The sequence below is a fragment of the Micromonospora sp. AKA38 genome, from assembly GCF_027925725.1.
Taxonomy (GTDB): Bacteria; Actinomycetota; Actinomycetes; order Mycobacteriales; family Micromonosporaceae; genus Micromonospora.
Genome location: NZ_BNEI01000002.1, coordinates 235894 through 260077, shown reverse-complemented (window position 1 = coordinate 260077; position 24184 = coordinate 235894). Strand labels below are relative to the sequence as shown.

Genomic DNA, 24184 nt, shown 5'->3' with positions numbered 1-24184 from the left:
CGGAAGTCAACCCGCTGGGCCGCCACGCACGGCGTCTGCGGCCTCTTGCTGCCCCGCCTCGATTGCGCGCCGGCGCCCGGTTGACCTCGGTGCTGGTCGCCCGGGCGCCGCGGGCTATGCCGTCGGTCTGGCCTGGTGCAGGATCCGGGCCAGCTCGGCCGGTCGGCTGAGCATCGGCCAGTGCCACGTCGGCAGTTCCTCGTACCGCCACGAGTCGCCGCCCATGTGCCGACACAGCGGCACGGTGGCGGCCATCCCGCGTGCCTGCTCGACGGTGAAGCTCGACAGCACGCCGAGGCGGGGCAGCTTCTCCCACGCCCCGGTGAGCCGCACCGGGCTGGTGGCGGTCGCCCACGGTTGGGCCGTCGACCGCTCGCCGAGCAGCGCGACGACCGATTCATCCACATCTGCTGCGCCCGCCGCCAGGTCGGCCCAGGGCGGGGGTGGCAGCCGCCAGCCGTCACCGTGCTCGGCCATCACCGCCGCGTTGCGTGCACGCTCCCGGGGTGGGTTGAAGTCGTCGTTCGTCGCCCCGTCGGGCAGGGGGCCGGTGTCGACGAAGACCAGTTGGGCGATCCGGTCGGTCATGCGGTCGGCGGCGGCGGTCGTCACGACCGCGCCGGCGTAGCTGTGCCCGACGAGGACCACGTCGTGGAGGTCCTCGTAGCGCAGCAGGTTGACCACGTCGGTGACGTGGACGTCGAGATCGGTGTCCGGGCGGGCCAGGTGGGCGCGCTCGCCCATGCCGGTCAGGCTCAGCGGGTACACCTCGTGGCCGTGCCCACGCAGCGCGGCGGTGACCGGGCGCCAGGCCCACGCGCCGAGCCAGAACCCGGGAACCAGTACGAATGTCGTCATGCGGTGCACGCTACGATCAATACCGGACAGATTCCGCCCGGATAAGGAGTCAGATTTTTGGCCCGGCCCACCGCGCGTGTCCTGGCGTTGCTGGAGATCCTCCAGGCCGGCGGCGGCTTCACCGTCGCTGACCTGGCCGGTCGGCTGGGCGTCGACGAGCGCACGGTCCGCCGCTACGCCGCGCACCTCGCCGACCTCGGCATCCCGGTCGAGGCCCGGCGCGGTCGCTACGGCGGGTACCGGCTCGCGCCCGGATACAAGCTGCCGCCACTCATGCTCACCGACGAGGAGGCGGTCGCGGTCATGCTCGGGCTCGTCGCCGCGACCCGGGCGGGGCTGGTCACCGCCGAAGGCGCGGCCGCCGAGAGCGCGACCGCGAAGATCCGCCGGGTACTGCCGGCCGTCCTCGCCCGGCGGATCGACTCGCTGTTGGACACCGTGGACTTCACCGCACCGGTCCGGAAGTCCGCCCCGCCCGGCATCGAGGTGCTGCTGGTGCTCGCCGAAGCGGCCCGACACCAGCAACCGGTGAGCATCACCTACACCACCTGGCGCGGCCGGGCCGGCGAGCGACAGCTCGACCCGTACGGGCTGGTCTTCCACGCGGGCCGGTGGTACGTCACCGGTCACGACCACGACCGCCGGGCCGTCCGCACGTTCCGGCTCGACCGCATCGGGACGGCCCGCCCCGCCCAGGGCCGGTTCGACATCCCGGCCGGCTTCGACCCCACCACGCGGGTACTTGCCGGTCTGGCGGCCGTGCCGTACGCGCACGACATGTCCGTGGTGCTGCACACCAGCCTGGCGCAGGCGCAGCGACGGATCCCACCGTCGGTCGGCACGCTCACCGAGGTGCCCGACGGCGTACGCCTCACCACCCGGGTCGAACGGCTCGACGGTGCGGCACAGATGCTCGCCGGGCTCGGCTGGTCCTTCACGATCGACCGGCCGGACACACTCAGGGACGAGGTGCGGGCGCTGGCAGCCCGACTGCTCACCGACGCCGACGCCGGAGGGTGAACGGCTCCGGAGGCGAAGCGCCGATTCCCAGGTCAGCGCGTCCGGGTCCGCCGCGAAGGCGCGCGTACCGCGGAAGCTCACCAGCGGCGGCTGCCGGGCCGACGGCCGGCGCCGGTCGCGGCGGGCCGGCCGACCGGTGCCGTCGGTGGGGTGCCCGACGCGCAGTGCACCAGGTGCGTGGTCGGGGCCGCGGCGGTCGCGCCGGTCGTCCGGCGGAGCGTGGCCTCCACGAGATCCTCGCCGAGGCTACGGGAGGTCTCGTCACTCGGGGCGGCTCAGAAGGGTCGACCGGTAGGTCCGTGATCGATGGCTGCGGTGTGCCGTTGGATGAACCTGACGCGTGAGGCGACGTCGCTTCTGGGCAGGGTGTGGAGTTCGTAGCCGTGTTGGGTGTAGGCGGCGACCACCGCGTCATGGGTACGCACGGCTTCGGCGAAGTCTTGGTCTCGTTCGCTGTCGGTGGTGTAGATCCGCGGCCAGGGCGGGGCGACGAACACACGCTGGTGATAGCGGAACAGCCGTGCTGCGGCTGTCACGTGCGCGGGGACGGGCTGGCCGAGTAGGAGGTGGTAGCCGACGAGGTCCGGGATGCCGCGGTCGAAGAAGACGGGGCCGGGATGCCGACTGGCTTGGCGGTAGGAGCGGATCTCCCAGCTGAGCATGACCTCGGCGAACAGTCGTGAGTCCCCGGTGTGCAGCGCCTGGCCGCCGATCGAGAGCTGGTCCTGGATGATCTGTCGCCCCGCTTCGTCGACGCAGGCGTGACCGGCACGCCGCAAGCTGTCGATCAGCGTGGTCTTGCCGGCTCCGGGGCCGCCGGTAATGACGATGTACCTGCTGCTCACGTCGTCCCCTCTGCTAGGTGCCCACTCCCGGTGCTGCTCGACGCCGTGCCGTCGCCGGGGCTGGACGTCGGGCGCGGAGGAACGCCGTCGCCATCGTGCGCCGGGTGGGCGTGCCGGCCGCGACCAGGGCGGTCATGTACGTGTCGAGACGCGCGCGCTCGTCGTCGGTCAGGGCGGCGGCGATCGCTTCGCCGTACGTGGGGACCAGGGGGTTGGGCGCCACGCGCTTGAGTGCCTCCCAGTCCTCGATCGGGTCGGCGGGCACGTCGACCCGGGCCCGGTAGTCCAGTTCCACCGCCTCGAAGCCGGCGGCCGTCGCCCAGTCGACCAGGTCACGTTCGTCGAAGTCCATCATGGGTCGCGTGGTTTCCCCGCTCCGGTAGACGTCGCCGACCTTGGCGACCAGGTCGTGCACGGGCGAGTTGCCGGTGCCGAACGGATCATCCAGCCGGAGCCGTTCCGCGAAGCGGTTGATGGGCTCGAACAGGGAGATCCGTCCGCCCGGCCGCAGGACCCGGAGGAACTCCGCGAAGGCGGCGGCCTTGCGGTCGGAGTAGATGAGCACCGACCGGGTGGTCACGACGTCGACGGAGGCGTCAGCGATTCCGGTGAGGTCGTGGGCCGGCGCGACCACGAAGCTGCACCGCACGTCACCGCCGGCGGTGCGCCGGCACTCGTCGAGCACGTCGGGCGACACATCGCTGAAGATGACGTGACCGGCCGGGCCGAGTCGATCCAGCGCGCCGAACCCGATCAGCCCGGTCCCGCAGCCCACGTCGAGCACCACGTCGTCGGCCGCCAGGGCGGCTCCGTCCAGGACGCCGTCACGGAACGCCGCCAGATCCCGCGCGTGGCGGGCGCGCAGCCCCGCGCTGTCGCCGTCCCGGCGGGTCAGGAGCCACTGTGCCCACTTGTCCGGCGCCACCGGGTCAGCGTAACCGGCCGCCCGGCTCCGGGGCCCTGGAGCGGGCCGTCCCGCGGAACCGCGCCCGGCTTCGGTGGGGCCGCGACCGGTGGTCTCGTCGGTCCGGCAGAGCGGATCGTCGGCACCGCCGGGCTACCGTCGTTCAGCGGCGGGCCGCGGCGAGGAGTTGCGGCGGCAGTCGGGTCCACCAATCCGCGATCGCCTGGGCCTGCGGTGGGTACGGCCGGCCCGTCGAGCCGGCCTCGACCTCGCGCAACAGGTCCCGGTGGCCGTCGGTGGCCATGCCGTAGGTCAGGGCCCGCAGGATGCCGTCATCCAGCGTTGACGGCGCTCGCCTTGCCTGCTGCCGTTGGGCGGCCAGGACGCGCTGCCATCGTCCGGCGTCCATCCGCGCCCGCCAGTGGGGGGTGGCGCTGGCGGCGGCATGCCGTAGGGGTGGCGGCGCCGCCGGGTCGACCAGCAGCCCGTAGACCAGCTCCCGGTGATCCGGGGTCTTCAGGAGAGTCAGCATCCGCAGCGTCGAGGCGACCAACCCCGGGCCCCAGTCCTTCAGACGTCCCTGCATCTCCCCGAGGGCGGCTGAGGCCAATGGCCAGCGGTACGGGGTGGCGGCCACCAGCATGACGGAGTAGAGCCTCAGATCGGCGTTGGGGCTGTGCATCGCCTCTGCGATCAGGGCGGGAAACACGTCGTCGGCCTCGGGAGGCTCGACGGGCAGCAGACCCCGGGCCCGACGGACCAGGTTGTCGACCAGGACTCCCGGGTCGGCGGGGACGCCCTGCGGGAGGGCCGGGCCGCCGTCGTGGTGGAGGGCGGCCAGTTGGGCTCGCAGGCCGTTCTCGTGCGGTAGGAGGCGGGCCATCCCGGTGAGAAGTTCGCCGCTGAGTGCCTGCACCGCCGGATCAGGCCCGGAACCGGCCAGCAGACCCCGAGCAGCGGCGGTGAGCCGCCGCCATTCCGGCGCTGTCCGAAAGTGGCCGGCGCGAAGCTTGCGTATCGCGGCCAACAGGGCGCCCTGATGTGCCAACTCGTTGTGCGGATTGTCGAGCTGGTCGAGGACGTAGCGGTTCGCGCGCCGATCCGCGGTGGCGTCCAGCAGGGACAGCGGAGTGATGAACACCGGGACGGCCCGATCGTCGACCATGGCCGTGCAGGTCCGGACCGCCGCGGGGCCTCCGTCCGGATGTCCCAGCAACCGGCTCATCGCCTCCTGTCGCAGCAGCCACTCCCGACCCTCGGCGATGACAAGTTCACCGAGCAGGTGGTGGCACATCTCGTCCCAGAGCGTGGGCGGGTGCAGCACCAGGCCGGGACGGCGCCCGATCTCCGCGGTCAGCTCGTCCCAGGCAGCGCCGGTCATCGCGTACGGCACGCGGGCCTGAGCAAGCAGGTCGTGCCACCGCCTCGAAACAGAGGCCTCCGTGACCCGCACGTCACCCTCGTAACGGCGCGCCCCGGTGTCGTCGAGGTCACCGTAGAAGCGGTGCACGGCGTCGCTGACCGTGGTGAGGGTCAGCTCGGGCAGCCCCAGGAGGCGTTCGTAGCAACGGAGCACGGTCCGGTTGACCGGCAGGTCACCGCGTTCCCAGCGGGTGATCTGCGAGGGGGCCAGGTCGCGCCCGGAGTCCGCGGCGAACGCCGGGCGAACTCTCGTCCCGAGCGCAGCCTCTGATCTGCCCCCAGAAGCCGGTTGGCTCGCAGCATCCAGCCGATCCGTCGCCGAGGCGCGAGGGGAAGCATGTCCCCAAGGTGCCGGGGTGGTCACTCGTTGTCAACATCGCGTCGCGGTGCGCACGTGCGGGTGCGGCCGTTGCACGGCTGTCTTCGCGCGCAACGGTCCGGAGTGGAGAGCCGGGCGTGGGCGAAGCTTCGACGGAGGGCAGCCGCCGACGCACCAGGAAAGCCGGGTGGACGGTGAGGCGGCACGACGAGGAGGAGAAGCAGATGTTCCGGATCAAGCGCCACGACAGAGACGTATCCCGGGGCGGGCGGGCCGGCGACAGGAGCGATACCGCTGCCGGAGCGACCGCACGGCGCCGAAGCCGTGTCCCGGCGCGGCTCGCCGCGGTCGTCGCGGTTGGTGCCACGGTGCTCAGCCTGACCGCTGCTCCGGCCCATGCCAGCTGGCACGCCGCCAACGTCGGCGGCAGCGGCGTCAACGTCCGTGACTGCTACCACCCGACGAAGCCGCCCTGGCCGGGCACCTCATGCAGGCTTCAGGCCACGCTGGCGCCCGGCACCGCCGTGCACGTCGTCTGCCAGTACGTCGGCGAACTGGTCAACGGGGACACCATCTGGGACTACATCGTGTATCCGGGCGGCGAGGGCTACGCCGCCGACTACTACATCGACACCCACACCACCTGGTATCGGATGCCGTGGGTCGACGAGTGCGACTACTGAGTTCTCGCGGGCGACGCGGCACGGGCAGCCGGGCCCGGTGAGCACCTGACGGGGCCCGGCACCCCAACTCAGACGCAGCGGAGGTCCTGCCCGGTCGGACAATGGACTCGAAAGTGCCGGCTCGATGAGGCGTAGCAGGTCGTGCTCCGGGGAATCCTGACGACCATGGCGTCGTACTCGGTGAACAACTCGGCCGTCGCCCGCGCTCGGCGGCTCATCGAAGCCCGGCAGTACGTTCTCGACAGCGACTGGGGTGCCGTGCAACCCCGGGCGAGCGACGAGAACGCCTACCTCGACGGGCACTCGTGGACCGAGTACGGCGAGTGGTTCCTCGCCTGCACGGACGGGGCGAGCGAGGAGACGAAGGGGCGCTACGCCTTCGCCTACGGCGACTTCCGTCGGGTCCACCGCTCCGGGCTCATCGCCTGTGTCTACCGCGCCTCCGAGTGGCGCCACAAGGATGTCGAGCTGGCTGCGCACGAGCTGCTGCAACTGCTCGACCGCACCGCCGGCTGACCGCCCTTCCCGACCTCGCCGCCGGCTGCGCCGTGTACTGCGGTGACCCCGGCCCCGGCGTGGTCACCGCGCGGAATCGCTGCGCGGGGCAGCGGGCGGTTCGGGCCGTCACTACGGTGCGGAGGATGGACAGCTCCCATCCGCCGGTGGTCGGCGTCGTGCACGAGGCGCCCGGTTCGACCGTACGACTGCGTCCGGTGGCCGAGGACGATCTGGCGATGCTGCGCCGGTTCGCGGTCGAACCCGGGCTGATCGGGCTCGACTGGGCCGGCTTCCGGGACGCGGCCGCCCCGGGCCGCCGCTTCGCCGAGGACGGCTATCTCGGCGAGCAGGTCGGCGGCCTGATCGTCCAGGTCGATCCCCCGGACGTTCCGGCGGGTTACCTCAGCTACCAGCAGCGCCAGGGCGGCGGGCGGGCGCCGTACTGGGAGATCGGCATCGTGCTGCTGCCCGAGTGGCGCGGCCGGGGTCTCGGCTGGCGGGCCCAGGCGCTGCTCTGCGACTACCTGTTCAGCCACACCCCGGCGCAGCGCATCCAGGCCGGCACCCATGCCGAGAACACCGCCGAGCAGCGGTCGCTGGAGAAGGCCGGTTTCCAGCTGGAGGGGGTCCTGCGGGCCTGCGAGTTCCGGGCCGGCGCCTGGCGGGACGGATGGCTCTACAGCCGGTTGCGCGACGACCCGTCACCGCTGTGACCGGATGACTCGGCGTCCCCCGGGCCGGGGCCGAGCCGGGTCAGAGCTGCGCCACCTGGACCGTCGCTGGCAGAGACCCGTGTCGATCTCGCAGGGTAGGTGCGCTTTCCATGGTCCTTGTGCTCGGCGGTGAATGCCAGACGGATCATCGGGCGGTGGACGGTGTGGGCTGGACCCCACGGAGCCACGCTACATCGCTCGCGTGTTGTAGCGATCGAGCGTCGCCTTGGATGTCGACGCGTCCTGGAAGACAAGCTCCCATGGGCCGGTGTTGACGTCCATGTCCTTGCCGAAGCCGATCCACTTCCCGGCCATCCGTCGGCCGGTGGGCTCGGCGATGAGTTGGATTGCCCCGTGGTATCTGGCACCCCGGTAGTAGCCGGTGGGGTCGGTCTGCTCGACCCAGGTGCCGGTGACGACGGCACCGTCGACGCTCAGGTCGAGCGAGAGCGACGATGACGCCGAGCCGGGCAGGCTGCGCGCGGTCAGCCTGTCGGCGTGCTGGAGCAGCACGACGAAGTGTTGTCCGGCGAAGGAGTCTCCCCGCCCACTGGAGTAGAACTGGTAGCGGCTGAGCCGCACGCCCTCGTACGACCGGTGGGCCGAGGTGGGCTTGGCCGTCGGTGTGGGCGTGGCCAGGTCGGACACGGGAGAGGTCAGATCGTGGCCGCCGTGCTCGTCGTCGGTGACGTGCCCGTTGGGCACTGCGGCGAAGCCCAGGAGCGAGATGGGTAGCCCGGTGACGACTTCCAGCGCGCGGGCGTAGTCGCCCTGGCTCATCCGCAATTCGGTGCGGACGGCGCGCAACGCGGTGTTGGAGACGGCCACGACCACCACGGTAGTGCTATGTCGCCGTAATGTCGCCGACCGTCCGGCTGGCTTGTTCTCCTGTGCCGTCGCGGGCGCTGACAGTCCGCTGAATGATCTGGCTGGAGTGTGGGACTGATGAGGTGACCGGAGGACCGGTAGCGTGGACTGACGCGGCCGGTGGGCCGGTGGTGCGTTCCGCGCTACGAGGAGGTCCGGGATGGATTCCTTGCCGGAGTTGACGTTCGGGCAGCGACTGAAGGTCTACCGGGAGCGGTCCGGGAAGACGAGGGCGGTGCTCGGCGGGCTGGTGGGGCGCAGCGCCGAGTGGGTCAAGGCGGTCGAGACGGATCGGATCCTGCCGCCGCGGGTGCACATGCTGGACCGCATGGCGCGTGCTCTCAAGGTCGACGTGTCTGCCCTGGTCGGGGAGTTGAGCGACCGGTCGGCCGTGGTGAACGGGCCGGAACATCCGGCGTTGGCGTCGGTGCGGGACGCGGTGAACCGCTTCTCGCTCTCCGCCGACGCGCCTCCCGAGCCATTGTCCAGCCTCAGAACGCGACTCGACGCGGCATGGCGGGCACGTCATCAGGCGTCGGATCATCGGACGGTGCTGGGCGGTCTGCTACCGGGGCTGCTGCGGGACGTGCAACGCGCCGCCCTGGGGTACGAGGGCGGCGAGCGCCGGCAGTCACAGGCCCTGTTGGCGGAGACGCTCGGGCTGGCCCAGATGTTCCTCGCCTACCAACCCGCCGCCGAATTGCTGTGGCGTGTCGCCGACCGGGCGATGGTGGCGGCACAGGAGTCCGGGGAACCGGAGGCGGTGGCGTGCGCGGGGTGGTTCCTGTGCCAGGTGCACCGGGACGCGGGGGATTGGGACACCGCGATGGCGGTGACCCTGGACGTTCTGTCGGTCCTGGAGCCGCACACAGCCGACGCGAACGCCAATCTGTTGGCGTTGTGGGGTGCGGTGAACTTCGAGGCCGCCTACACCGCCGCGCGCGCCGGTGAGGAGGGTCGGGCCTGGCGGTTCTGGGACCGCGCCGACCGGGTGGCGCATCGACTGCCGCCGGACTTCTACCAGCCGCAGACGTCGTTCTCGCGGGTCGTCATGGGCGCTCACGCGGTCACGGTGTCGGTGGAGTTGCAGAAGTCCGGTGAGGCGGTGCGGCAGGCACGCCGCCACGACGCGGCGGCAATTCCGTCGAGGCCCCGCCGGGCGCGTCACCTCATCGAGGTCGCGCGGGCGCACCACGGCAAGAACGACATGGAAGCGGCAGTAGGTTTCCTCGGACGGGCGTACCAGTCGGCGCCGGAGACGATCCGCTTCAACGGGTACGCCCGTCAGATCACGCTGGACCTCCTCGACGGCCCACGGTCCACCCGGGAGGAGGCCCGTGACCTCGCGATGAAGGTCGGGCTCGTCGCGTGATCCAGGGGGTATGAAACCTACCCTTTCCGGCATGTAGCCTTCCGTAGCTTTTCCGTCACCTAGTGCGGCGGAGGTGGGGAATGTCGGGTAAGGGCGACGATTCTGCGGTGAGCCGGGGCGAGCAGATCCAGGCGGTCGAGCGGGAGGCGGCGAAGCGTCGGCTGTTGGCCGAGGCGGAGGCGGCTCGCATTCCGGTGGAGGAGACCACCCGGGCCGTACCGGATCGGCGGTGGCGTCGTGGGCAGCGTTGAGCTGTCGCCGGTCGGACGGCGGGTGGCGTACTGGCGGGGTCGGCGGAAGCTGTCGCAGCAGGTGTTCGCCGACCGGCTCGGCAAGTCGAAGAGTTGGGTGGGCAAGGTCGAACGCGGCGTCCGGTCGCTGGACAAGCTCTCGACGCTCCAGGAGATCGCCCGCGTGCTTCGTGTCGACGCCGCCGCTCTGGTCGGCCAGGACCTCGCACCGGTCGCGGTGGCGAGTCGCGGTGATGGCGTCGGGCGGATCAGGGCGGCGCTGTCTCGCTACGAGATCCCGTTGGGCAGGTCGGGAGGTGGACCGGTGGTGCCGGTGGACCGGATGTCGCGGGATGTGGGGTACGCGTGGACGACGTTCCAGCACGCCCGCTACCCACAGTTGGTCGACCTCGTGCCGGGCTTGCTCACCCATGCACAACGCACCCACGCCGAGGTCCCGGTGGCGGGTCGGGTGCCGCTCGTCGAGGCGTACCGGATCACCGCTTCTCTGTTGCTCAAGCTCGGCGACGCCGAGCTGGCGTGGTTGGCGGGGGATCGGGCGATGCTCGCCGCCACGGGTGACCGGGAGTTGGTGGCCGCCGCAGCCGTGCAGCTCGGGCAGGTGTTACGCGCGCTCGGTCGGGTGCGGGAGGCGAAGGCGGTGCTGCTCGGTGCCGCGTACCGGATCGCCCCGCCCGTGCTGGACCACGGCGCACCGGCGGAGCTGTCCCTGTGTGGGACCCTGCTCGTCCAGGCCGGCCTGGCGGCGGCGCAGGACGGGAACGAGGCCGCCGCCGGCGAACTGCTCGACGAGGCCGACGGCATGGCGCAGCGGGTCGGTGACGGGTGCGACCATCACCGCACCGGGTTCGGTCCCACCGCCGTCGACCTGGCTCGCGCCGCCGCAGCCGTCGAAGCCGGGGAGGCTCGTGCGGCGGTCGTCCGACATGAGCGGGCCGTCGCGCGGCCCGGTTGGCGGTGGCTGCCCGCCGAGCACCGTGCCGCGCATCTGCTCGACGTGGCCCGCGCCTACCTGCATGCCGGAGATGCCGGCAACGCGGCTCGCCTGGTGACCGAGGTCGAGCGCACCGCACCGGCCGAGATCACGCACCGGCCCGTCGCCCGGGACATCGTCGCCGAGATTGCCCGCGACCCCGGCGCCCCGACCACGATCGCGAAGCTGAGGAGGCTCAGCGGCGGTGCTTGGTCATGCCGGCCATGACCCCACCCATGACGCGGACGCGGGCCCGGCGCGGCAGCGGGGCGAGGCTGTCCTTGAGGATGCGGGAGAGCAGTCCGGGAAAGGCGGTGGGCCGGCGGCCGAGCGCGTCGAGCGACCGTTGCGCCACGTCCTCGGGGGTCAGGGTCCTGCCCATGCGCATGCCGGCGGTGTCGGCGAAGCCGCTGGCGACCGGGCCCGGCGCGGAGGCGAGCACGTCGACCCCGTGGGGTCTGAGTTCGGCGTGCAGCCCTTCCGCCAGCGTCTGGACGTAGGCCTTGGTGGCGGCGTAGTTCGCCGCGTTGGGCGCGCCCTGGAAGCTGACGATGGAGCTGAGCAGGATGATCCCACCGCGGCCCCGGTCCGCGAACCGTCGTCCGAACAGCCAGCTCAGGGCCAACGTCGCGGCGCAGTTGACCTGGAGCATCTCCAGTTCGCGGGGCAGTTCGGCGGCGACGAACGGGCCGGAGGTGCCGAAGCCGGCGGCGGCGACGCAGAGACCGATGTCGGCGCCGGCGGTCGCGGCGGCGAGCGCGTCGAGGCTCTCCGGCCGGGCCAGGTCCAGCGGCAGCACCTGCGCGTCGATGCCGTGCCGCGTGGTGAGGTCGGCGGCCAGCTCCCGCAGCTCGGGCTCGCGGCGGGCCACCAGCACCAGATCGAGACCGCGTTCGGCGAGGCGGTGGGCGATCTCCCGGCCGATGCCGGAGGAGGCGCCGGTGACCAGGGCGGTGGGACCGTACCGTTCGAGGAACCGCTGGTGGGCGCGGCTGCGGGAGGCGGCAGGGGTGGGGTGGGTCTCGGATGTGGTCATGGCGGAGGTCGCCCTTCCGGCAGAGGTGGCTCGCCGGATGCCGGGCACCGAGCGAGTAGCATCACGCGACTCACCGTAGGATCGGTGGGTCGCTTCACGCAACTCACTGGGTGTAGGGTTGGCCGCCTCATGCTGGGCCAGGACTACGCGCATCAGACCTGCTCGCTCGCCCGCAGCCTGGAGGTGGTCGGCGAGCGCTGGACCATGCTCGTCCTCCGGGACGTCCTGGTCGGCCGGCGTCGCTTCGACGAACTCGTCGCCAGCCTCGGCGTCACCCGGACCGTGCTCACCCAGCGGCTCCGCCTCCTCGTCGCCGAGGGCGTCCTGGAACGCCGCGCCTACCAGCAGCGACCCGAGCGTTTCGAGTACCACCTCACCGCCAAGGGCCGGGAGTTGACCCCGGTCGTCGCCCAGCTGATGTGGTGGGGCGACCGCCACTATCCCGAGCCGGCCGGTCCGCCCCGGCTGCTGGTGCACGACGGCTGCGGAGGGCCGGTACGGGCCGCCTACCGCTGCGGCGCCTGCCACGCCGAACTCCACCCCGATCAGGTCGCCACCCGGCCCGGCCCGGGTGCGCCCGCGGCCGACGCGAACCGCCCGGACTGACCCGGCGAGGCGACATGGAGAGGGCCTCGGGCCGCCGCGCGTGCGGGGCACTGGTGGAAGCCGATTGTCGATAGTGTTCTCAGCCACACTGTCCGCACGTCCGGAAGGGTTGTGCCATGAGCTGTGGTCGTCGGCGGCTGTCGCGAACTGCCGCCGCGCTGTTCCTCCTCGCCGGGGTGGCTGTCCCCGCCGGTCCCGCCGAGGCGGCGAAGAAGGGTCCGGACCTCGCGGTCGACGCGTCCGGGACGAGGATCACGCGGGGGGTCGAGAAGAAGGTCGTCCACCTGAAGATCAGCAACCGGGGGGACGAGACCCCGAGCAGTGTCGTCGTCAGAGTCCGCCAGCCGTCGGAGGGCCTCCCGGAGCCCCTGCCGGTCGCCCTGATCTGGCATTCGGGTGGGGTGGGCGAGTGCGACGGTGATTTCGGGGGGTTCTACTGCGAACTGTTGCCGGAGCTGATCCCGGGGCCGGGCGAGACCGTCGACGTTCCCGTCGACGCCAGGCTCTTCGGCGCGGCGGGGCCCTACCGGGGCAGGTTCGAAGTCACGGTCACCATCAGCCCGGAGAAGGACGCGAATCCGGCCGACAACACCGGATGGTTCCCGCTGGAGCTGGTCGACCAGCCCAGCGCCGACCTCTCGGTGGTCGCCCGGGACGTGAAGGAGTCCGTGCGGATCGGCGCCGGCGGCACGCCCGAGCACACCGGCACGCTGAACCCCGGTGAGACGGGCGCGGTGTGGCACACCATCGCCAACCAGGGCCGGAAGGCCGTCAGCGGAGTGCGGGTCACGCTGCGCCTGCCCGAGGGGGTCACCTTCACCAGGCCGCCGACCCAGTGCGTGCTCGGCGACGCCGGGCGGTCGGCGGTCTGCACCTACCAGGGCCTCACCCTCGTGCCGGCCGTCGAGGACACCGATCCGAACGACACGGTCTACTCGGCGGTCGAGCTGTACAACCTGGTGACGACCTCGGCGTCCGCCACCGCGCCGGCGACGTTGCCGGGCGGAACCGTGCGGGTGGAGGGCCTCGCCGAGCGGCCGACGAACGACCGCGCCAAGGCCGCGCAAGCCGAACTGCCCGCGAACGCCGTCGCCGCCCGGGTGGCCGACGTGGACCGCAGCGACAATCGGGACGGGTTCGCCGTGGTGCTGGCCGCCAAGAGCGGCGGCGGTGACGGCGGTGACGGTGACGGCGGTGACGGCGGTGGTGGCGTCGGCGGCGGTGACGGCGGGTTGCCCGTCACCGGGCCGCAGGCCGGACTGATCGGCGGCATCGGCGTCGCGGCGCTGGCGGCCGGAGGCGTGTTGTTCCTCGCTGCCCGGCGTCGCCGGCTGACCCTGGTCGTCCCCGACGACGAGCGACCGGCGGCCTGATCCCCGGAGGGGCATGCCGCGGGGGCGCCGTACGGAACCGGTGGGGTGGCACCGGTTCCGTACGGTGCGGGCACCATCTCAGAGAGGACACCGCCCGCCGATGCGCCGGACCCTGCCGATCGTCGTCGCCCTCACCCTGCTCGGATTCTCCACCGGGTGTGCCGGCGACTCCGGCCCCGTCTCCACCGCCACCACCACCGTCACCGCGACTGCCGCAGCCCCGGCCGACGAGGTGACACCGGACGCCACCTCGTCCGCGCCGACCGCCGACAGCCCCACGTCGGCCGCGTCCGCGCCGGCGAAGCCGGCGAGCGACCCGCAACCGGCCCCGCCGAAGGCCGTCCCGGCGCTGACCTGCGGTCAACTCGCCGGCGCCGACCTGGGCAGCCCGAAGGCGCCGTTCTACGATCACACCGACCACATTCCGCTGCTCGACGGCATCTGGAACGGTGAGGACGGCACCGGCGTGGCACTCCAGAAGCCCTGTGCGGTCGGTGATCTGGACGGCGACAAGGCCGCCGACGCCGCCCGCGCGGTGGTGGTGCGCACCGGCGGGACCGGCCAGTTCTGGAGTGTCGTCTTCTGGCACAACGCGGCCGGGAAGCCGGCCTACCGCACGGTGGTCGACCTCGGCGACCGGACCCCGGTCACCTCGATCGGGATCACCGGGCAGAAGGCCACCGTGGTCTGGCTGACCCGGTCCGACGACGCGAGCATGGCCGAGCTCAACACGAGGCGGACCACCGTCTACCGACTCTCCGGCGTCACGGTCACCGAGCTGAGCCACACCGACACCCCGTACACCCCCTGAGCCGTGCCGTCCCGGGTGGACCAGCCCCGCGGGGCCGGTCCACCCGGGACGGTGTCGACGCCGGGGGCGCAGCCGTCGGCACCGGTCACGCAGACTTGATCGAGCGGTCACGAACGGTTGTAGTATCGACGTCCGTCCACTCTTTCAGGAGGCGTGTGTGACGAGGTATGCGCGTTCGCTGATGGCGACGACGATGCTCGGCCTTTCCGTCCTGGCCGCGCCGGCCCCTGCCGGCGCGACCGCCCGGGTCGACCTGAGCGCCCAGGCCGCGGCTTCCGGCTGTACGACGTGGGTGGAGTGGGTGCAGGAGGGCGGCAACAGCTACTACTACGGCCGGGGCAACGTGCAGTGCACCAGCGGCCGATACAAGGTCAAGCTCCGGTGCCGCAACCTCCAGACCGGGGTGGGGTACGTCGTCTACGGCGGGTACGCGGTGAACGCGCCCGGCACCGCCACCACGACCTGCTACAGCGGCAACGTCGCCGAGGGCGTGTACCCCGTCGACGATCCACTGCCGACGACCGGCGTCACCGGTTGCGTCTCCTGGGCGGAGTGGGTCCACGAGGGCAGCAACCACTACTACGGCCGTGGCACCGCCCAGTGCGACACCGGCGTCTACCGGGTCCAGATCCAGTGCCGCAACGCGCAGACCGGCCAGCGGTACGTCGTCTCCGGCCCGGCCGTGACCGCCCCCGCCATCTCCACCGCGACCTGCTACCAGGGCAACGTCGCGGATGTCGTCTCCGGTGTGCCGGCGTGAGGTGGGACGGGCCCGTCAACCGGCCGTGGACGGTTTGTACGCGATGATCAGCTCCCAGGTGCCGGGCAGCACCGCCGTTCGTGCGAAGCCGATCTCGGTGAGCAGCGTGGTGTAGAAGTCGGTCTCGCGGAGCCGGCTGACGCAGGTGTCCACACCGATGAGGAAGTAGCTCCAGAAGAACTGCATGGCCAGGCGGTCCGGGGTGCGGAACTCCTCGCTGACCACGATCAGCCCACCCGGCTCCAGGGCGGCGTACGCCTGCTCCAGCAGGCGGCGGGCGACGTCGTCGGGCCAGTCGTGCAGGACGCGCACGAAGGACAGCGCGTCGTAGCCGGGCGGCAGCGGTTCGGCCAGGAAGTCGCCGCCGACGAAGCCGAGCCGGTCCGGATGGCCGCGGGCGACGCGGGTGGCCGCGACGAGGGGCGCCACGGCGGGCAGGTTGTAGACGTCGGCCCGCAGGTGGGGCGCGCTGTCCAGGATGTGCGCGGCGAGCGTGCCGTCGCCGCCGCCGACGTCCAGCAGGCGGCGACGGTCCGACCAGAGCGCGTCGGCGTGCCGCCCGACGCTCTCCAGCACCGGGCCGAGCCCGACGGCCATGCTGCGCTCGAACTCGGCGGTCTGGGCGTCGGTCCGGGGCGGCCAGGCGAAGTCGTCGTCGCCGATGCTGACCTCGCCGCGCAGGCTCTCGGTGAGCCGGCCGTGCAGCAGCCGCCACGGGTAACGGTCGCGGTCCCGTTCGACCGCGTCCGGACCGACCACCGCGGCGACCGCGTCCCGCAACCCGGGCAGGGCCCGGTAGGTGGTGTCGCCGATGTCGTCGCCGGACGCCTCCCGGGTCAGCAGGCCGAGACTCTCCAGACAGTCGAGGAACTTGTACAGCCGCAACGGGCGCATCCGGAACTGCGTGGCGAGCGCGTCGAGGCGGGCCGGGCCGGGCTCCAGCGCGTCGAGCAGCCCGGTGTTGAACGCGGTCGCCAGCACGTCCATGGCCTTCGGGCCGTTCGCGAGCAGGCTCATCAGCGCCCGTGGGGAGAGGGCGACGGTCATCGGGGCAGCTCCTTCGTCAGCGCGTCCATGAACGCGTCGACCTCGTCGAGGGTGTTGTAGACGTGCGGTCCGATCCGCAGGTAGCCGCGCCAGCTACCGATCAGCCCCTGGGCGGCCAGCCGGCGCTTGACCGCCTCGCCGTCGGGGACGTCCAGGCAGACCACGCCGCCGCGACGCTCGGGCGAGGTGGGGCTGACCACGCGGATCCCGGCCGCCGCGGCCCGGTCCAGGACCCGCCCGGTGAGGACCAGGGAGTGCGCCCGGACCGCGTCGGCGCCGATGCCCGCCAGCAGGTCGAGGCCGACCTGCGAGATCAGGGCGGTGAGCGGGTACGGCGTGCCGCCGGCGAACCGCTGCGCGCCGGCCGCCCATCCGTCGGACGGCTGGAACGTCAACGCCCGGTCCCCGGCCTGCCAGCCGGTGGCCGCCGGTTCCAGCGTCGAGGCCAGTTCCGGCCGGACGTAGAGGAAGGCGGTGCCGACACCGCAGAGCCACTTGTGCGCGCCGCCGAGCACGATGTCGACGCCGAGGGCGGTGACGTCCAGCGGCACCACCCCGACGGTCTGGAAGGCGTCGACGACGACGAGCGCGCCGACGTCGTGCGCGCGGGCGACCAGGCGGGCCAGGTCGACCGTGGCGCCGGAGGTGAAGCTGGCGTGCGACACGCACACCAGCAGCGTCCGTTCGTCGAGACGGGCTTCCAGGGCGTCCTGGTCGAGGTGGGGTCCGCCGTCGCCGACCACGTCGAGCCGGGCGCCGTAGCGGCGGAACGCCCGGAAGATGAACGGGACCGTCGGGTACTCCAGGTCGGTGGTGACGACGCGGTCGCGGGGTGGGCGGTAGTCGAAGCAGGAGGCCACCCGGGCCAGCAGCGTGCTGAGGTTCCCGTCGGTGACCACGCTGCCCGGTGGCGCGCCGAGCAGGCGGGCCACCGAGTGGGCGTACCGGTCGAGGCCGACGTGCCAGCCCTGCCAGACGTCGTCGCGCCAGGTGCGCAGCGTCTCCCAGTAGTCGCGCAGCACGGTCTCCGCCCCGGCCGGCACCGCGCCGGTGGAGTTGCTGTTCAGGTACACACAGGTGCGCAGCACCGGGAACTCGGCCCGCAGCGCGGCGTGCGTGGCCTCGTCGAGGCACTGTGGCGGGCTGCCGGGTCCCGATTCGGGTGGGCTCATGCGCGCTGCCCTCCCACCGGTTCGAACGGGCCGGGCCGGCGGTCGACGGACGTGAACACCGGCACGTCCCGGACCGCCGCCAGGTAGGGTGTGCCCTCGGTGTAGCCGGTGCCGGAACGCTGCCCGAGCATCCGGGTGGCGATGCGGTGGTGGGTGCGCCGCCACCGGAGCAGGGCGGCGGCGAACTCCTCCATCCGCCGCGCCACCAGCCGCCGGTCCGGGCCGTCGAGTCGACCGTCGCGCACGGCCGCGCGGTACGCCTCGTCGATCGTCGCCCGGCCGGCCCGGACCCGCGCCCGCACCTCCGGAACCGACCGGTACGCCACCGAGTCCAGCCGGCCCTGGAGCGGGGTCCGGCAGAGCGACTCCACCCGCTTGTAGGAGCGGGACTGGATGGCGCTGGCTCCCTCGGTGTACTGCCGGAACGTCCGGAACGACTCCGGCTGCATGGTCGCCAGCAGCGAGAACAGCGGACCGGCGTCGTCGAGCAGGTCGCGGGCGTACGCCAGTCGGTCGGCGGCGGGGGTGGGCCGGAGGTCGGCAAGCGCGGCGACGGTGGCGTCGAGTTCGTCGACGAGTGCGGCGAACAGGCACTCGTAGGCCTGCAGCACCCGGATGAACAGGTACTCGTCGTGTGTCACGTGCACCGGCAGCATGCTCAACCGCAGCGACAGGTCCGACGGGGGATCGAGGGTGGCGGCGACGGTGTGCAGTGCGGCTGCGGCATCAGCCGGTGCGGTGTCGTCGGGCCACGTCGGGTGGCCGAGGCGCCGCAGCGCGGGAGCGGCGGCCCGGGTGCCGAGCCGGCAGCGCTTGGCCACCACCGCCCACGCGGGACGCCGGAGCGGGAACAGGTCGGCCGCGCCCCGGGCGGCGGTGACCTCGAACGTCACCGCGTCGGCGACCAGCCTGGCGAACAGCCGGTCCCGGTCGCGCCGCGTGGTGGTGTCGTCGCCTCCGGTCGCGACCGGTTCGTCCTCGCCGGTCGGCAACCGCAGCAGACGCAGCGCCAGATAACTGCGGTAGTCGTATCGCCCGTCCCACTTGTCGAGAGTGGCGTCGAGGAAGTCGGCCAGGAGCCCGGGCGCCGTACCGCTCCCGGTCCGCTCGGGGGCGGCGAGGCGTTGCCGCGCTCCGTCGAGCAGTTCGAGTAGTCGCGGCTCGACGAAGTGTTTGCCGACCCGGTGGAATTCTCGCAGCACCGCCGCGTAGGGAAAAGTGTGGGGGTCCGTCGTTCCGGACAACCAGTTGGTCAATTCGCGCACGGGCAGCCCTTCGGGGTGAGGACGACTGTCACGCAGGTGCACCGGAGACCCTGCGTCGGACGCGGGCCGTCAGAGCGGGTCGGTCCCGGGGCTGCCACCGGGGGTGTGGAGTCGGGCCTGCCACAGGTCCGGGAAGAACCGGTGCTCGACGAGCCGGGCGAGCACCGTCGCCGAACTGTTCGGCGCGCCCGCCGGAGCATGGCCCCCGACCCGCAGCGCCACCTGGTAGTGCCGGAACCGCCACAACGCCACCCGCTCGTCCCACTCCACCATCGTCTCGGCGAGCCGGCCTGTCGGATCCGTGCGGTCTCCTGGTCGCAGGTCCACCGCGGTGGACCCGTGCGCGGCAAGGTGGTCGGCGAAGGCACGGTCGAGCTTCCGGCTGGCCGCCTGGACGTGCCGCCAGCCCGGCGACTCGGCGCCGGATCCGTTGCCCAGCGCGGGCTGCATCGCCTGGAAGTCCGCGGGGGACAAGTGGTCCAGCATCTCCAACTGGTCGGTGACCAGGCGTACGGCGAGGGTGGCCCGGGCCAGCAGTGCCGCTGCCCCGGCCAGGTCGCCGACGGCCACCCGTGCGGTCGTCTCGGTCACCTCGGCGGCGGCCAGCTTGAACCACAGCTCGCTGGACTGGTGCACCACCTGGAACAGCAACTCATCGCGGTGAATGACCTCGTCCGGGTTTCGTTGCAGTCCGAGCAGCACGTCGGTGCGCATGTAACGCGCGTAGTCGGTGGTGCCGGACCCGGGTAGGACGGGCGACTTGTCGCGCTTCAAGGATGGCCCTCCACTCGGCGTCGGCACGCCGGGGGTGGCGGTGCGGCGGAGCCATTATGCAATGACGACAGACGATGCGCCAGCATTCGGTCAACTTCGATTCGACCACTTCGCTGACCGATGGATCAGGCGGTTTCTGCTCGAAATTGGTGGCCAGCGTGTTTCTTTTTCGTTAACCCGGTGGAGGGCGTGCGGGTGTGCGGCCGGACGTCGGGGCGGGGCCACGGCGACGCACCGAACCCGCCACCGAGCCGCCGGCCCCTCAGGACGGCATGCGACGCTCAGGTTCCTCGACCAAGGGAGCAACGTCGCGTGGCCCCGGCACGACCGCATCAGTCGCACAATCTCAGGCATGGCAGCGCGGCACCACCCGACCCCGACACCCCTAGTGCCCGGAGGAACGCAGACCATGGACCACGCATCTCAGCTCATCCAGGAGCGGAGTGCCCCGCCGGCCACGCTGGTGATCTTCGGCGCCTCCGGTGATCTGACCCGACGCAAGCTGCTGCCCGCAGTCGAGAGCCTGGCTCGACACGAGCGGCTTCCGGACCAGTTCGCGCTGGTCGGCGTCGCGCGTACGCCGATGACCGACGAGCAGTTCGCCGAGAGCGCCCTCGGCGGGCGCGAACTCGCCGACAAGCGCCAGCTCCGAGGCGGCGTACGCTACGTGGCCGGCGGCTACGACGACCCGGCGACCTACAAGCGGCTCGTCGAGACCCTCGACGAGCTGGACGCGCAGCGGGGTACGTCCGGCAACCGGCTCTTCTACCTGTCGACCCCGGCCGGCGCCTTCGAGCCGGTGATCAACGGGCTGGCCGGGGTCGGGCTCAACCGGCCACGTGAGGGCTCCTTCTCCCGCCTGGTCATCGAGAAGCCGTACGGGCGCGACCTGGTCACGGCCCGGGAGCTGGACGCCGTCGTGCACAGCGCGTTCGACGAGCACCAGGTCTTCCGGATCGACCACTACCTGGGCAAGGACACCGTCCAGAACGTGCTGGCGCTGCGCTTCGCGAACTCGATCTTCCAGCCGATCTGGGATCGCTCCTGGGTCGACCACGTGCAGATCACCGTCGCGGAGACCCTTGGCGTCGGCACCCGTGGCGGCTTCTACGAGGAGGCCGGCGCGATGCGGGACATCGTGCAGAACCACGTGCTCCAGGTCCTCGCGCTGGCCCTGATGGAGCCGCCCGCCTCGTTCGAGGCCGAGGGCCTGCGCAACGAGAAGGTGAAGCTGCTGCAGGCGATCCGGCTCCCCACCGACCGGGACATCGCCGAGGCCGCGGTCCGCGGGCAGTACACCCGGGGCGGCACCCGCGAGGAACTGATGGCCGGCTACCGCGAGGAGGCAGGCGTCGACCCGCTGTCGCGGACCGAGACCTATGCCGCGCTGCGGCTCAACGTGGACAACTGGCGGTGGGCGGGGGTGCCGTTCTACGTGCGCACCGGCAAGCGCCTGCCGGCCCGGCTCACCGAGGTGGCGTTGCAGTTCCAGCGCCCGCCGCACCTGCCGATCCCGACCGACCAGCTCACCGGCCTCGAAGCTGACGCGCTGATCCTGCGGATCCAGCCGAACGAGGGCATCTCGCTGCGCTTCGGCGCGAAGGTTCCGGGCCACTCGTTCCGGGTCCGCACCGCCACCATGGAGTTCTCGTACGACCAGACGTTCGTCGAGGAGTCCCCGGAGGCGTACGAGCGGCTGCTCCTGGACGCGTTGATCGGTGACGCGTCGCTCTTCATCCGCAGCGACGAGGTGCAGCAGTGCTGGCGGATCGTCGATCCGATCATCGAGAACTGGGAGAAGGACGACACGCCGATCCCCACCTACGAGGCCGCCTCCTGGGGGCCGACCGACGCCGACCGGCTCATCGGCCGGCACGGCCGCAGATGGCGCAACTCCGCATAGCTCCGCGCTGACGGACGGGCGGCCAGCCACGCCCCGGCCGCATCCCTCGATCGGGCGGGGCCGGGGTGGGACGTGCACGTCCCGGCCCGCGCGGTGGCGGGCGCGGGGCCTACGGCCCGTCGTCCTGGGAAGCATCGGTGGTGGGGTCGCCGGCTCGCTCCCGCCATCCGGCGAGGTTGTGGCGGGTGTTCACGGTGTCGGGATGGTCCGCTCCCAGGACCCGGAACCGGTCGGTGAGGAGCTGCTCGTACGCGGCGACGGCGCCGGTGGGATCGCCCGCCACTCCCCGCCAGTGGGCGAGGTTGTGCCGGGTCGTCAGGGTGTGCGGGTGGTCGGGTCCCAGCACCCGGAGCCGGTCGGTGAGGAGCTGCCGGTAGGCGGTGACGGCACCGGCGGGGTCGCCGGCCTCTCCCCGCCACCGGGCGAGGTTGTGGCGGGTGATCAGCGTGGCGGGGTGGTCGGGTCCCAGCACCCGGAGCTGGTCGGTGAGGAGCTGCCGGTAGGCGGTGACGGCGCCGGTGGCGTCGCCGGCCTCTCCCCGCCGCCCGGCGAGGTCGTTGCGGGTGATCAGGGTGTCGGGGTGGTCGGGCCCCAGCACCCGGAGTTGGTCGGTGAGGAGTTGTTCGAAGGCGGCGACGGCGCCGGCGATGTCTCCGGACTTCCCCCTCCAGTAGGAGAGATTGCCGCGGGTGGCCAGGGTGTCGGGGTGGTCGGGCCCCAGCACCCGCAGATAGTCGGTGAGGAGCTGTTCGAAGGCGGCGACGACGCCGGTGGTGTCGCCGGCTTCCACCCGCCAGCGGGTGAGGTGGCCGCGGGTGGCCAGGGTGTGCGGGTGGTCGGGTCCCCGGACCCGGAGCTGGTCGGTGAGGAGCTGTTCGTAGGCGGCGACGGCGCCGGTGGGGTCGCCGGCTTCTCCTCGCCAGTAGGCGAGGTTGTGGCGGATGTCCAGGGTGTGGGGGTGGTCGGGTCCCCGGACCCGCAGGCAGTCGGTGAGGAGCTGTTCGAAGGCGGCCACGGCGCCGGTGGGGTCGCCGGCTTCTCCCCGCCAGTAGGCGAGGTTGTGGCGGGTGGTCAGGGTGTCGCCGTGGTCGGGGCCCAGGACCCGCAGGCAGTCGGTGAGGAGCTGTTCGAGGGCGGTGGCGGCGGCGGTGACCTGGCCCGTGTCGCCGAGGCTTCGGATGCTGCGGAACAGCAGTCCGTGGGGGGCGGGGAGCAGCAGGCTGTCCCCGCTGCCGGCCCGCAGGGTGGTGGTGTTCGCGCGCAGGGTCTGCGTGTACTTGGGATCCCGGTCGATGTCCGGCCAGAGGGCGAGCAGCCCGTCCGCGGCGGCGCGGGCCGCGGCGCCCAGCCGGGCCGGGTCGCCGTGGTCGCGGGTGGCGCGTTGCACCAGGGCATGCACGCGTACGCCGGCGGTGGCGGCGTCCTGGGTGACGAGGTTGAGTCGATGCAGGTTACGCATGGCGTCGGTCACCATCGGTGCTGCCACGTCCTGGCCGGTCACCGCGCCGAGGTGCGCGACGACCGCGTCGGTGGTGAAGACCGCCTCCGGGATCCCGTTGGGATCGAGCAGCGCGGCCAGGTCCAGTACCGGTCGGGCCAACCCCCGGGGCGGGTGGTTGTCGGCGGCGTCCAGGGACAACAGCCAGGTGGCCGCGACCGTGGCCCGGTGGTCGTCGGGCAGGGCGTCGTCGGGCGGCGCGAGATCGGCCAGGCGCTGACCGGCCAGTCGGTCCCGGTAGGCCGCCGCGTCGATGCCACGATCGCGGATGAACGCCGCGGCCTGCGCGACCGCCAGCGGCAGATAGCCGAGGTCGGCGGCCAACGCCTCGACATCGCCCTGTTGGTCGCCGGTGGTGCCGGTGGCCCGGGTGAGATAGTCGACGGCCTCGGCGGGGGTGAACAGGTCGACCGGCACCAGGACGCGACCGTCGGTGTGCAGGACCGGATCCCGACGGCGGGTGGTGACCACGGTACGGCCGTCACGGTTGGCCGGCGGCCACCAACCGGCGGCATCGCCGGGCGCGTCGAGGTTGTCCAACACGACCAGCCACCGCCGGTCGGTGCGCTCCAACCAGACCAGCAACCGCCCCGCCGCTGTCTCCGGCTCCAGATCGGCGGTCGCCACACCGACAGCACGCGCCGCCTCCGCGTAGGCGGCGATGATCGCGTCACGACTGGACGCCGTGACCCAGACCAACACGTCCAGCTCACCATTGGTGTCGAGGTGACGAGCGAACTGGCCGGCCAACTGCGTCTTGCCGACACCACCCATCCCCGACAGCACCTGTGTCAACACCGCGGTCCGCCCGGTCCGGGCCGCCCGCATCAGATCGACGCGGGCCTCGCGGTCCTGGAACCAGGCGGCCTGCTGCGGCACCCGACCGATCCGGACCACCCCACCCACCCGGGCCGACCCCGCGGCACGTGCCCCACGAGCGTCGAGACGGTCGAAGACCAACGACGCCAGCGCGAACACCGCGCCCGCGATCCCGGCGATCCAGCCGGCCTGTTCGGTGCCCGTCCACCCCGGGCGGGGCGACCACCAACCGGCCGGCAACCACCAGGCCGACACGGCCACCAGCGCACAACCGACAGCCACCACCGCGAGCACGACCACGCGCCGCCGCAGCCGACGCCGGAACACCCGAGTCACCCCACCATCATCGACGGTGACCACAACGCCCTCACGGTGGCCCGGTACGGCCCGGCGGG

The 24184-nt window shown here is 72.3% G+C and carries 24 protein-coding genes; 12 read left to right on the top strand and 12 right to left on the bottom strand.

Annotated features, from left to right (window positions below):
- Positions 1-114: 114 nt before the first annotated feature.
- A complete protein-coding gene (locus tag TPA0908_RS04715; protein ID WP_281935001.1) occupies positions 115-858 on the bottom strand; it encodes an alpha/beta fold hydrolase in 744 nt (247 codons plus the stop codon).
- 57 nt (positions 859-915) lie between these two features.
- On the opposite strand from TPA0908_RS04715, the gene TPA0908_RS04710 reads away from it, so the two are divergent.
- Positions 916-1878, top strand: coding sequence for a helix-turn-helix transcriptional regulator (locus TPA0908_RS04710; RefSeq protein ID WP_281934999.1), 963 nt, complete (start codon positions 916-918; stop codon positions 1876-1878).
- A gap of 77 nt (positions 1879-1955) precedes the next feature.
- Here the strand turns inward: TPA0908_RS04710 and TPA0908_RS04705 are convergent, their stop codons facing one another.
- From TPA0908_RS04705 to TPA0908_RS04690, 4 genes are all read right to left on the bottom strand, one after another.
- Entirely contained in the window at positions 1956-2108 is a 153-nt protein-coding gene (locus TPA0908_RS04705; RefSeq protein WP_281934998.1) for a hypothetical protein, read from the bottom strand.
- A 45-nt stretch (positions 2109-2153) separates the two neighbouring features.
- Positions 2154-2723 carry an AAA family ATPase gene (locus TPA0908_RS04700; protein ID WP_281934996.1) on the bottom strand — a complete coding sequence of 190 codons (570 nt, stop codon included), beginning with the start codon at positions 2721-2723 and terminating at the stop codon, positions 2154-2156.
- 13 nt (positions 2724-2736) lie between these two features.
- The gene (locus tag TPA0908_RS04695; protein ID WP_281934994.1) at positions 2737-3648 is read right to left on the bottom strand and encodes a class I SAM-dependent methyltransferase; all 912 of its coding nucleotides are present in this window, start codon (positions 3646-3648) and stop codon (positions 2737-2739) included.
- Positions 3649-3790: 142 nt separating this feature from the next.
- Positions 3791-5203, bottom strand: a complete 1413-nt coding sequence (locus TPA0908_RS04690; RefSeq protein WP_281934992.1) for a hypothetical protein — start codon at positions 5201-5203, stop codon at positions 3791-3793.
- Between the two features lie 533 nt (positions 5204-5736).
- On the opposite strand from TPA0908_RS04690, the gene TPA0908_RS04685 reads away from it, so the two are divergent.
- The 3 genes from TPA0908_RS04685 (at position 5737) to TPA0908_RS04675 (ending at position 7262) form a co-directional block, all read left to right on the top strand.
- The gene (locus TPA0908_RS04685; RefSeq protein ID WP_281934990.1) at positions 5737-6051 is read left to right on the top strand and encodes a hypothetical protein; all 315 of its coding nucleotides are present in this window, start codon (positions 5737-5739) and stop codon (positions 6049-6051) included.
- Between the two features lie 165 nt (positions 6052-6216).
- Positions 6217-6567 (top strand): hypothetical protein, encoded by a 351-nt coding sequence (locus TPA0908_RS04680; protein ID WP_281934989.1) that lies wholly within the window; start codon positions 6217-6219, stop codon positions 6565-6567.
- Between the two features lie 125 nt (positions 6568-6692).
- A complete protein-coding gene (locus TPA0908_RS04675) occupies positions 6693-7262 on the top strand; it encodes a GNAT family N-acetyltransferase (RefSeq protein ID WP_281934988.1) in 570 nt (189 codons plus the stop codon).
- Between the two features lie 189 nt (positions 7263-7451).
- Here TPA0908_RS04675 and TPA0908_RS04670 read toward each other — a convergent pair whose 3' ends face one another.
- A complete protein-coding gene (locus tag TPA0908_RS04670; RefSeq protein ID WP_281934987.1) occupies positions 7452-8099 on the bottom strand; it encodes an XRE family transcriptional regulator in 648 nt (215 codons plus the stop codon).
- Between the two features lie 190 nt (positions 8100-8289).
- Between TPA0908_RS04670 and TPA0908_RS04665 the strand changes: the two genes are divergently transcribed.
- The 3 genes from TPA0908_RS04665 (at position 8290) to TPA0908_RS04655 (ending at position 10953) form a co-directional block, all read left to right on the top strand.
- On the top strand, positions 8290-9501 hold the full coding sequence (locus TPA0908_RS04665) for a helix-turn-helix domain-containing protein (RefSeq protein ID WP_281934986.1): 1212 nt from the start codon (positions 8290-8292) through the stop codon (positions 9499-9501).
- A gap of 107 nt (positions 9502-9608) precedes the next feature.
- Positions 9609-9752, top strand: a complete 144-nt coding sequence (locus tag TPA0908_RS04660; protein ID WP_281934984.1) for a hypothetical protein — start codon at positions 9609-9611, stop codon at positions 9750-9752.
- Positions 9739-10953 carry a helix-turn-helix domain-containing protein gene (locus tag TPA0908_RS04655; RefSeq protein ID WP_281934982.1) on the top strand — a complete coding sequence of 405 codons (1215 nt, stop codon included), beginning with the start codon at positions 9739-9741 and terminating at the stop codon, positions 10951-10953. Before TPA0908_RS04660 ends, TPA0908_RS04655 begins: the two co-directional genes overlap by 14 nt.
- Here TPA0908_RS04655 and TPA0908_RS04650 read toward each other — a convergent pair.
- Positions 10922-11761 (bottom strand): SDR family NAD(P)-dependent oxidoreductase, encoded by an 840-nt coding sequence (locus TPA0908_RS04650; protein ID WP_281934979.1) that lies wholly within the window; start codon positions 11759-11761, stop codon positions 10922-10924. The two genes, TPA0908_RS04655 and TPA0908_RS04650, sit on opposite strands and share 32 nt — an antisense overlap.
- Positions 11762-11890: 129 nt before the next feature.
- On the opposite strand from TPA0908_RS04650, the gene TPA0908_RS04645 reads away from it, so the two are divergent.
- From TPA0908_RS04645 to TPA0908_RS04630, 4 genes are all read left to right on the top strand, one after another.
- The gene (locus TPA0908_RS04645) at positions 11891-12367 is read left to right on the top strand and encodes a winged helix-turn-helix transcriptional regulator (protein WP_281934977.1); all 477 of its coding nucleotides are present in this window, start codon (positions 11891-11893) and stop codon (positions 12365-12367) included.
- A 116-nt stretch (positions 12368-12483) separates the two neighbouring features.
- On the top strand, positions 12484-13740 hold the full coding sequence (locus TPA0908_RS04640; RefSeq protein WP_281934975.1) for a COG1361 family protein: 1257 nt from the start codon (positions 12484-12486) through the stop codon (positions 13738-13740).
- A gap of 100 nt (positions 13741-13840) precedes the next feature.
- Positions 13841-14551, top strand: a complete 711-nt coding sequence (locus TPA0908_RS04635; protein WP_281934973.1) for a hypothetical protein — start codon at positions 13841-13843, stop codon at positions 14549-14551.
- Positions 14552-14708: 157 nt separating this feature from the next.
- Complete coding sequence (locus tag TPA0908_RS04630) at positions 14709-15311, top strand: hypothetical protein (protein WP_281934971.1); 603 nt, start codon at positions 14709-14711, stop codon at positions 15309-15311.
- A gap of 15 nt (positions 15312-15326) precedes the next feature.
- Here the strand turns inward: TPA0908_RS04630 and TPA0908_RS04625 are convergent, their stop codons facing one another.
- The 4 genes from TPA0908_RS04625 to TPA0908_RS04610 all read right to left on the bottom strand — a co-directional run bounded on the left by TPA0908_RS04625 (position 15327) and on the right by TPA0908_RS04610 (position 19569).
- A complete protein-coding gene (locus TPA0908_RS04625; RefSeq protein WP_281934970.1) occupies positions 15327-16358 on the bottom strand; it encodes a methyltransferase in 1032 nt (343 codons plus the stop codon).
- Entirely contained in the window at positions 16355-17530 is a 1176-nt protein-coding gene (locus TPA0908_RS04620; protein ID WP_281934968.1) for an aminotransferase class V-fold PLP-dependent enzyme, read from the bottom strand. Before TPA0908_RS04620 ends, TPA0908_RS04625 begins: the two co-directional genes overlap by 4 nt.
- Positions 17527-18795 carry a tryptophan 2,3-dioxygenase family protein gene (locus TPA0908_RS04615; RefSeq protein WP_308447811.1) on the bottom strand — a complete coding sequence of 423 codons (1269 nt, stop codon included), beginning with the start codon at positions 18793-18795 and terminating at the stop codon, positions 17527-17529. The genes TPA0908_RS04620 and TPA0908_RS04615 overlap by 4 nt, the downstream gene beginning before the upstream one ends.
- 69 nt (positions 18796-18864) lie before the next feature.
- On the bottom strand, positions 18865-19569 hold the full coding sequence (locus TPA0908_RS04610; RefSeq protein WP_281934964.1) for a tryptophan 2,3-dioxygenase family protein: 705 nt from the start codon (positions 19567-19569) through the stop codon (positions 18865-18867).
- Between the two features lie 409 nt (positions 19570-19978).
- On the opposite strand from TPA0908_RS04610, the gene zwf reads away from it, so the two are divergent.
- Positions 19979-21472 carry a glucose-6-phosphate dehydrogenase gene (zwf, locus tag TPA0908_RS04605; RefSeq protein ID WP_281934962.1) on the top strand — a complete coding sequence of 498 codons (1494 nt, stop codon included), beginning with the start codon at positions 19979-19981 and terminating at the stop codon, positions 21470-21472.
- Positions 21473-21581: 109 nt separating this feature from the next.
- On the opposite strand, the gene TPA0908_RS04600 is transcribed toward zwf, so the two are convergent.
- Positions 21582-24125, bottom strand: coding sequence for a tetratricopeptide repeat protein (locus TPA0908_RS04600; protein WP_281934960.1), 2544 nt, complete (start codon positions 24123-24125; stop codon positions 21582-21584).
- Positions 24126-24184: the final 59 nt, after the last annotated feature.

What these genes read in the sequence shown, in the direction of transcription:
- TPA0908_RS04645 (WP_281934977.1), top strand. Translation starts at nt 11,891, where the DNA reads ATGCTGGGCCAGGACTACGCGCATCAGACCTGCTCGCTCGCCCGCAGC.
- TPA0908_RS04635 (WP_281934973.1), top strand. Translation starts at nt 13,841, where the DNA reads ATGCGCCGGACCCTGCCGATCGTCGTCGCCCTCACCCTGCTCGGATTC.
- TPA0908_RS04620 (WP_281934968.1), bottom strand. Translation starts at nt 17,530, where the DNA reads ATGAGCCCACCCGAATCGGGACCCGGCAGCCCGCCACAGTGCCTCGAC.
- zwf (WP_281934962.1), top strand. Translation starts at nt 19,979, where the DNA reads ATGGACCACGCATCTCAGCTCATCCAGGAGCGGAGTGCCCCGCCGGCC.
- TPA0908_RS04625 (WP_281934970.1), bottom strand. Translation starts at nt 16,358, where the DNA reads ATGACCGTCGCCCTCTCCCCACGGGCGCTGATGAGCCTGCTCGCGAAC.
- TPA0908_RS04680 (WP_281934989.1), top strand. Translation starts at nt 6,217, where the DNA reads ATGGCGTCGTACTCGGTGAACAACTCGGCCGTCGCCCGCGCTCGGCGG.
- TPA0908_RS04675 (WP_281934988.1), top strand. Translation starts at nt 6,693, where the DNA reads ATGGACAGCTCCCATCCGCCGGTGGTCGGCGTCGTGCACGAGGCGCCC.
- TPA0908_RS04665 (WP_281934986.1), top strand. Translation starts at nt 8,290, where the DNA reads ATGGATTCCTTGCCGGAGTTGACGTTCGGGCAGCGACTGAAGGTCTAC.
- TPA0908_RS04650 (WP_281934979.1), bottom strand. Translation starts at nt 11,761, where the DNA reads ATGACCACATCCGAGACCCACCCCACCCCTGCCGCCTCCCGCAGCCGC.
- TPA0908_RS04640 (WP_281934975.1), top strand. Translation starts at nt 12,484, where the DNA reads ATGAGCTGTGGTCGTCGGCGGCTGTCGCGAACTGCCGCCGCGCTGTTC.
- TPA0908_RS04715 (WP_281935001.1), bottom strand. Translation starts at nt 858, where the DNA reads ATGACGACATTCGTACTGGTTCCCGGGTTCTGGCTCGGCGCGTGGGCC.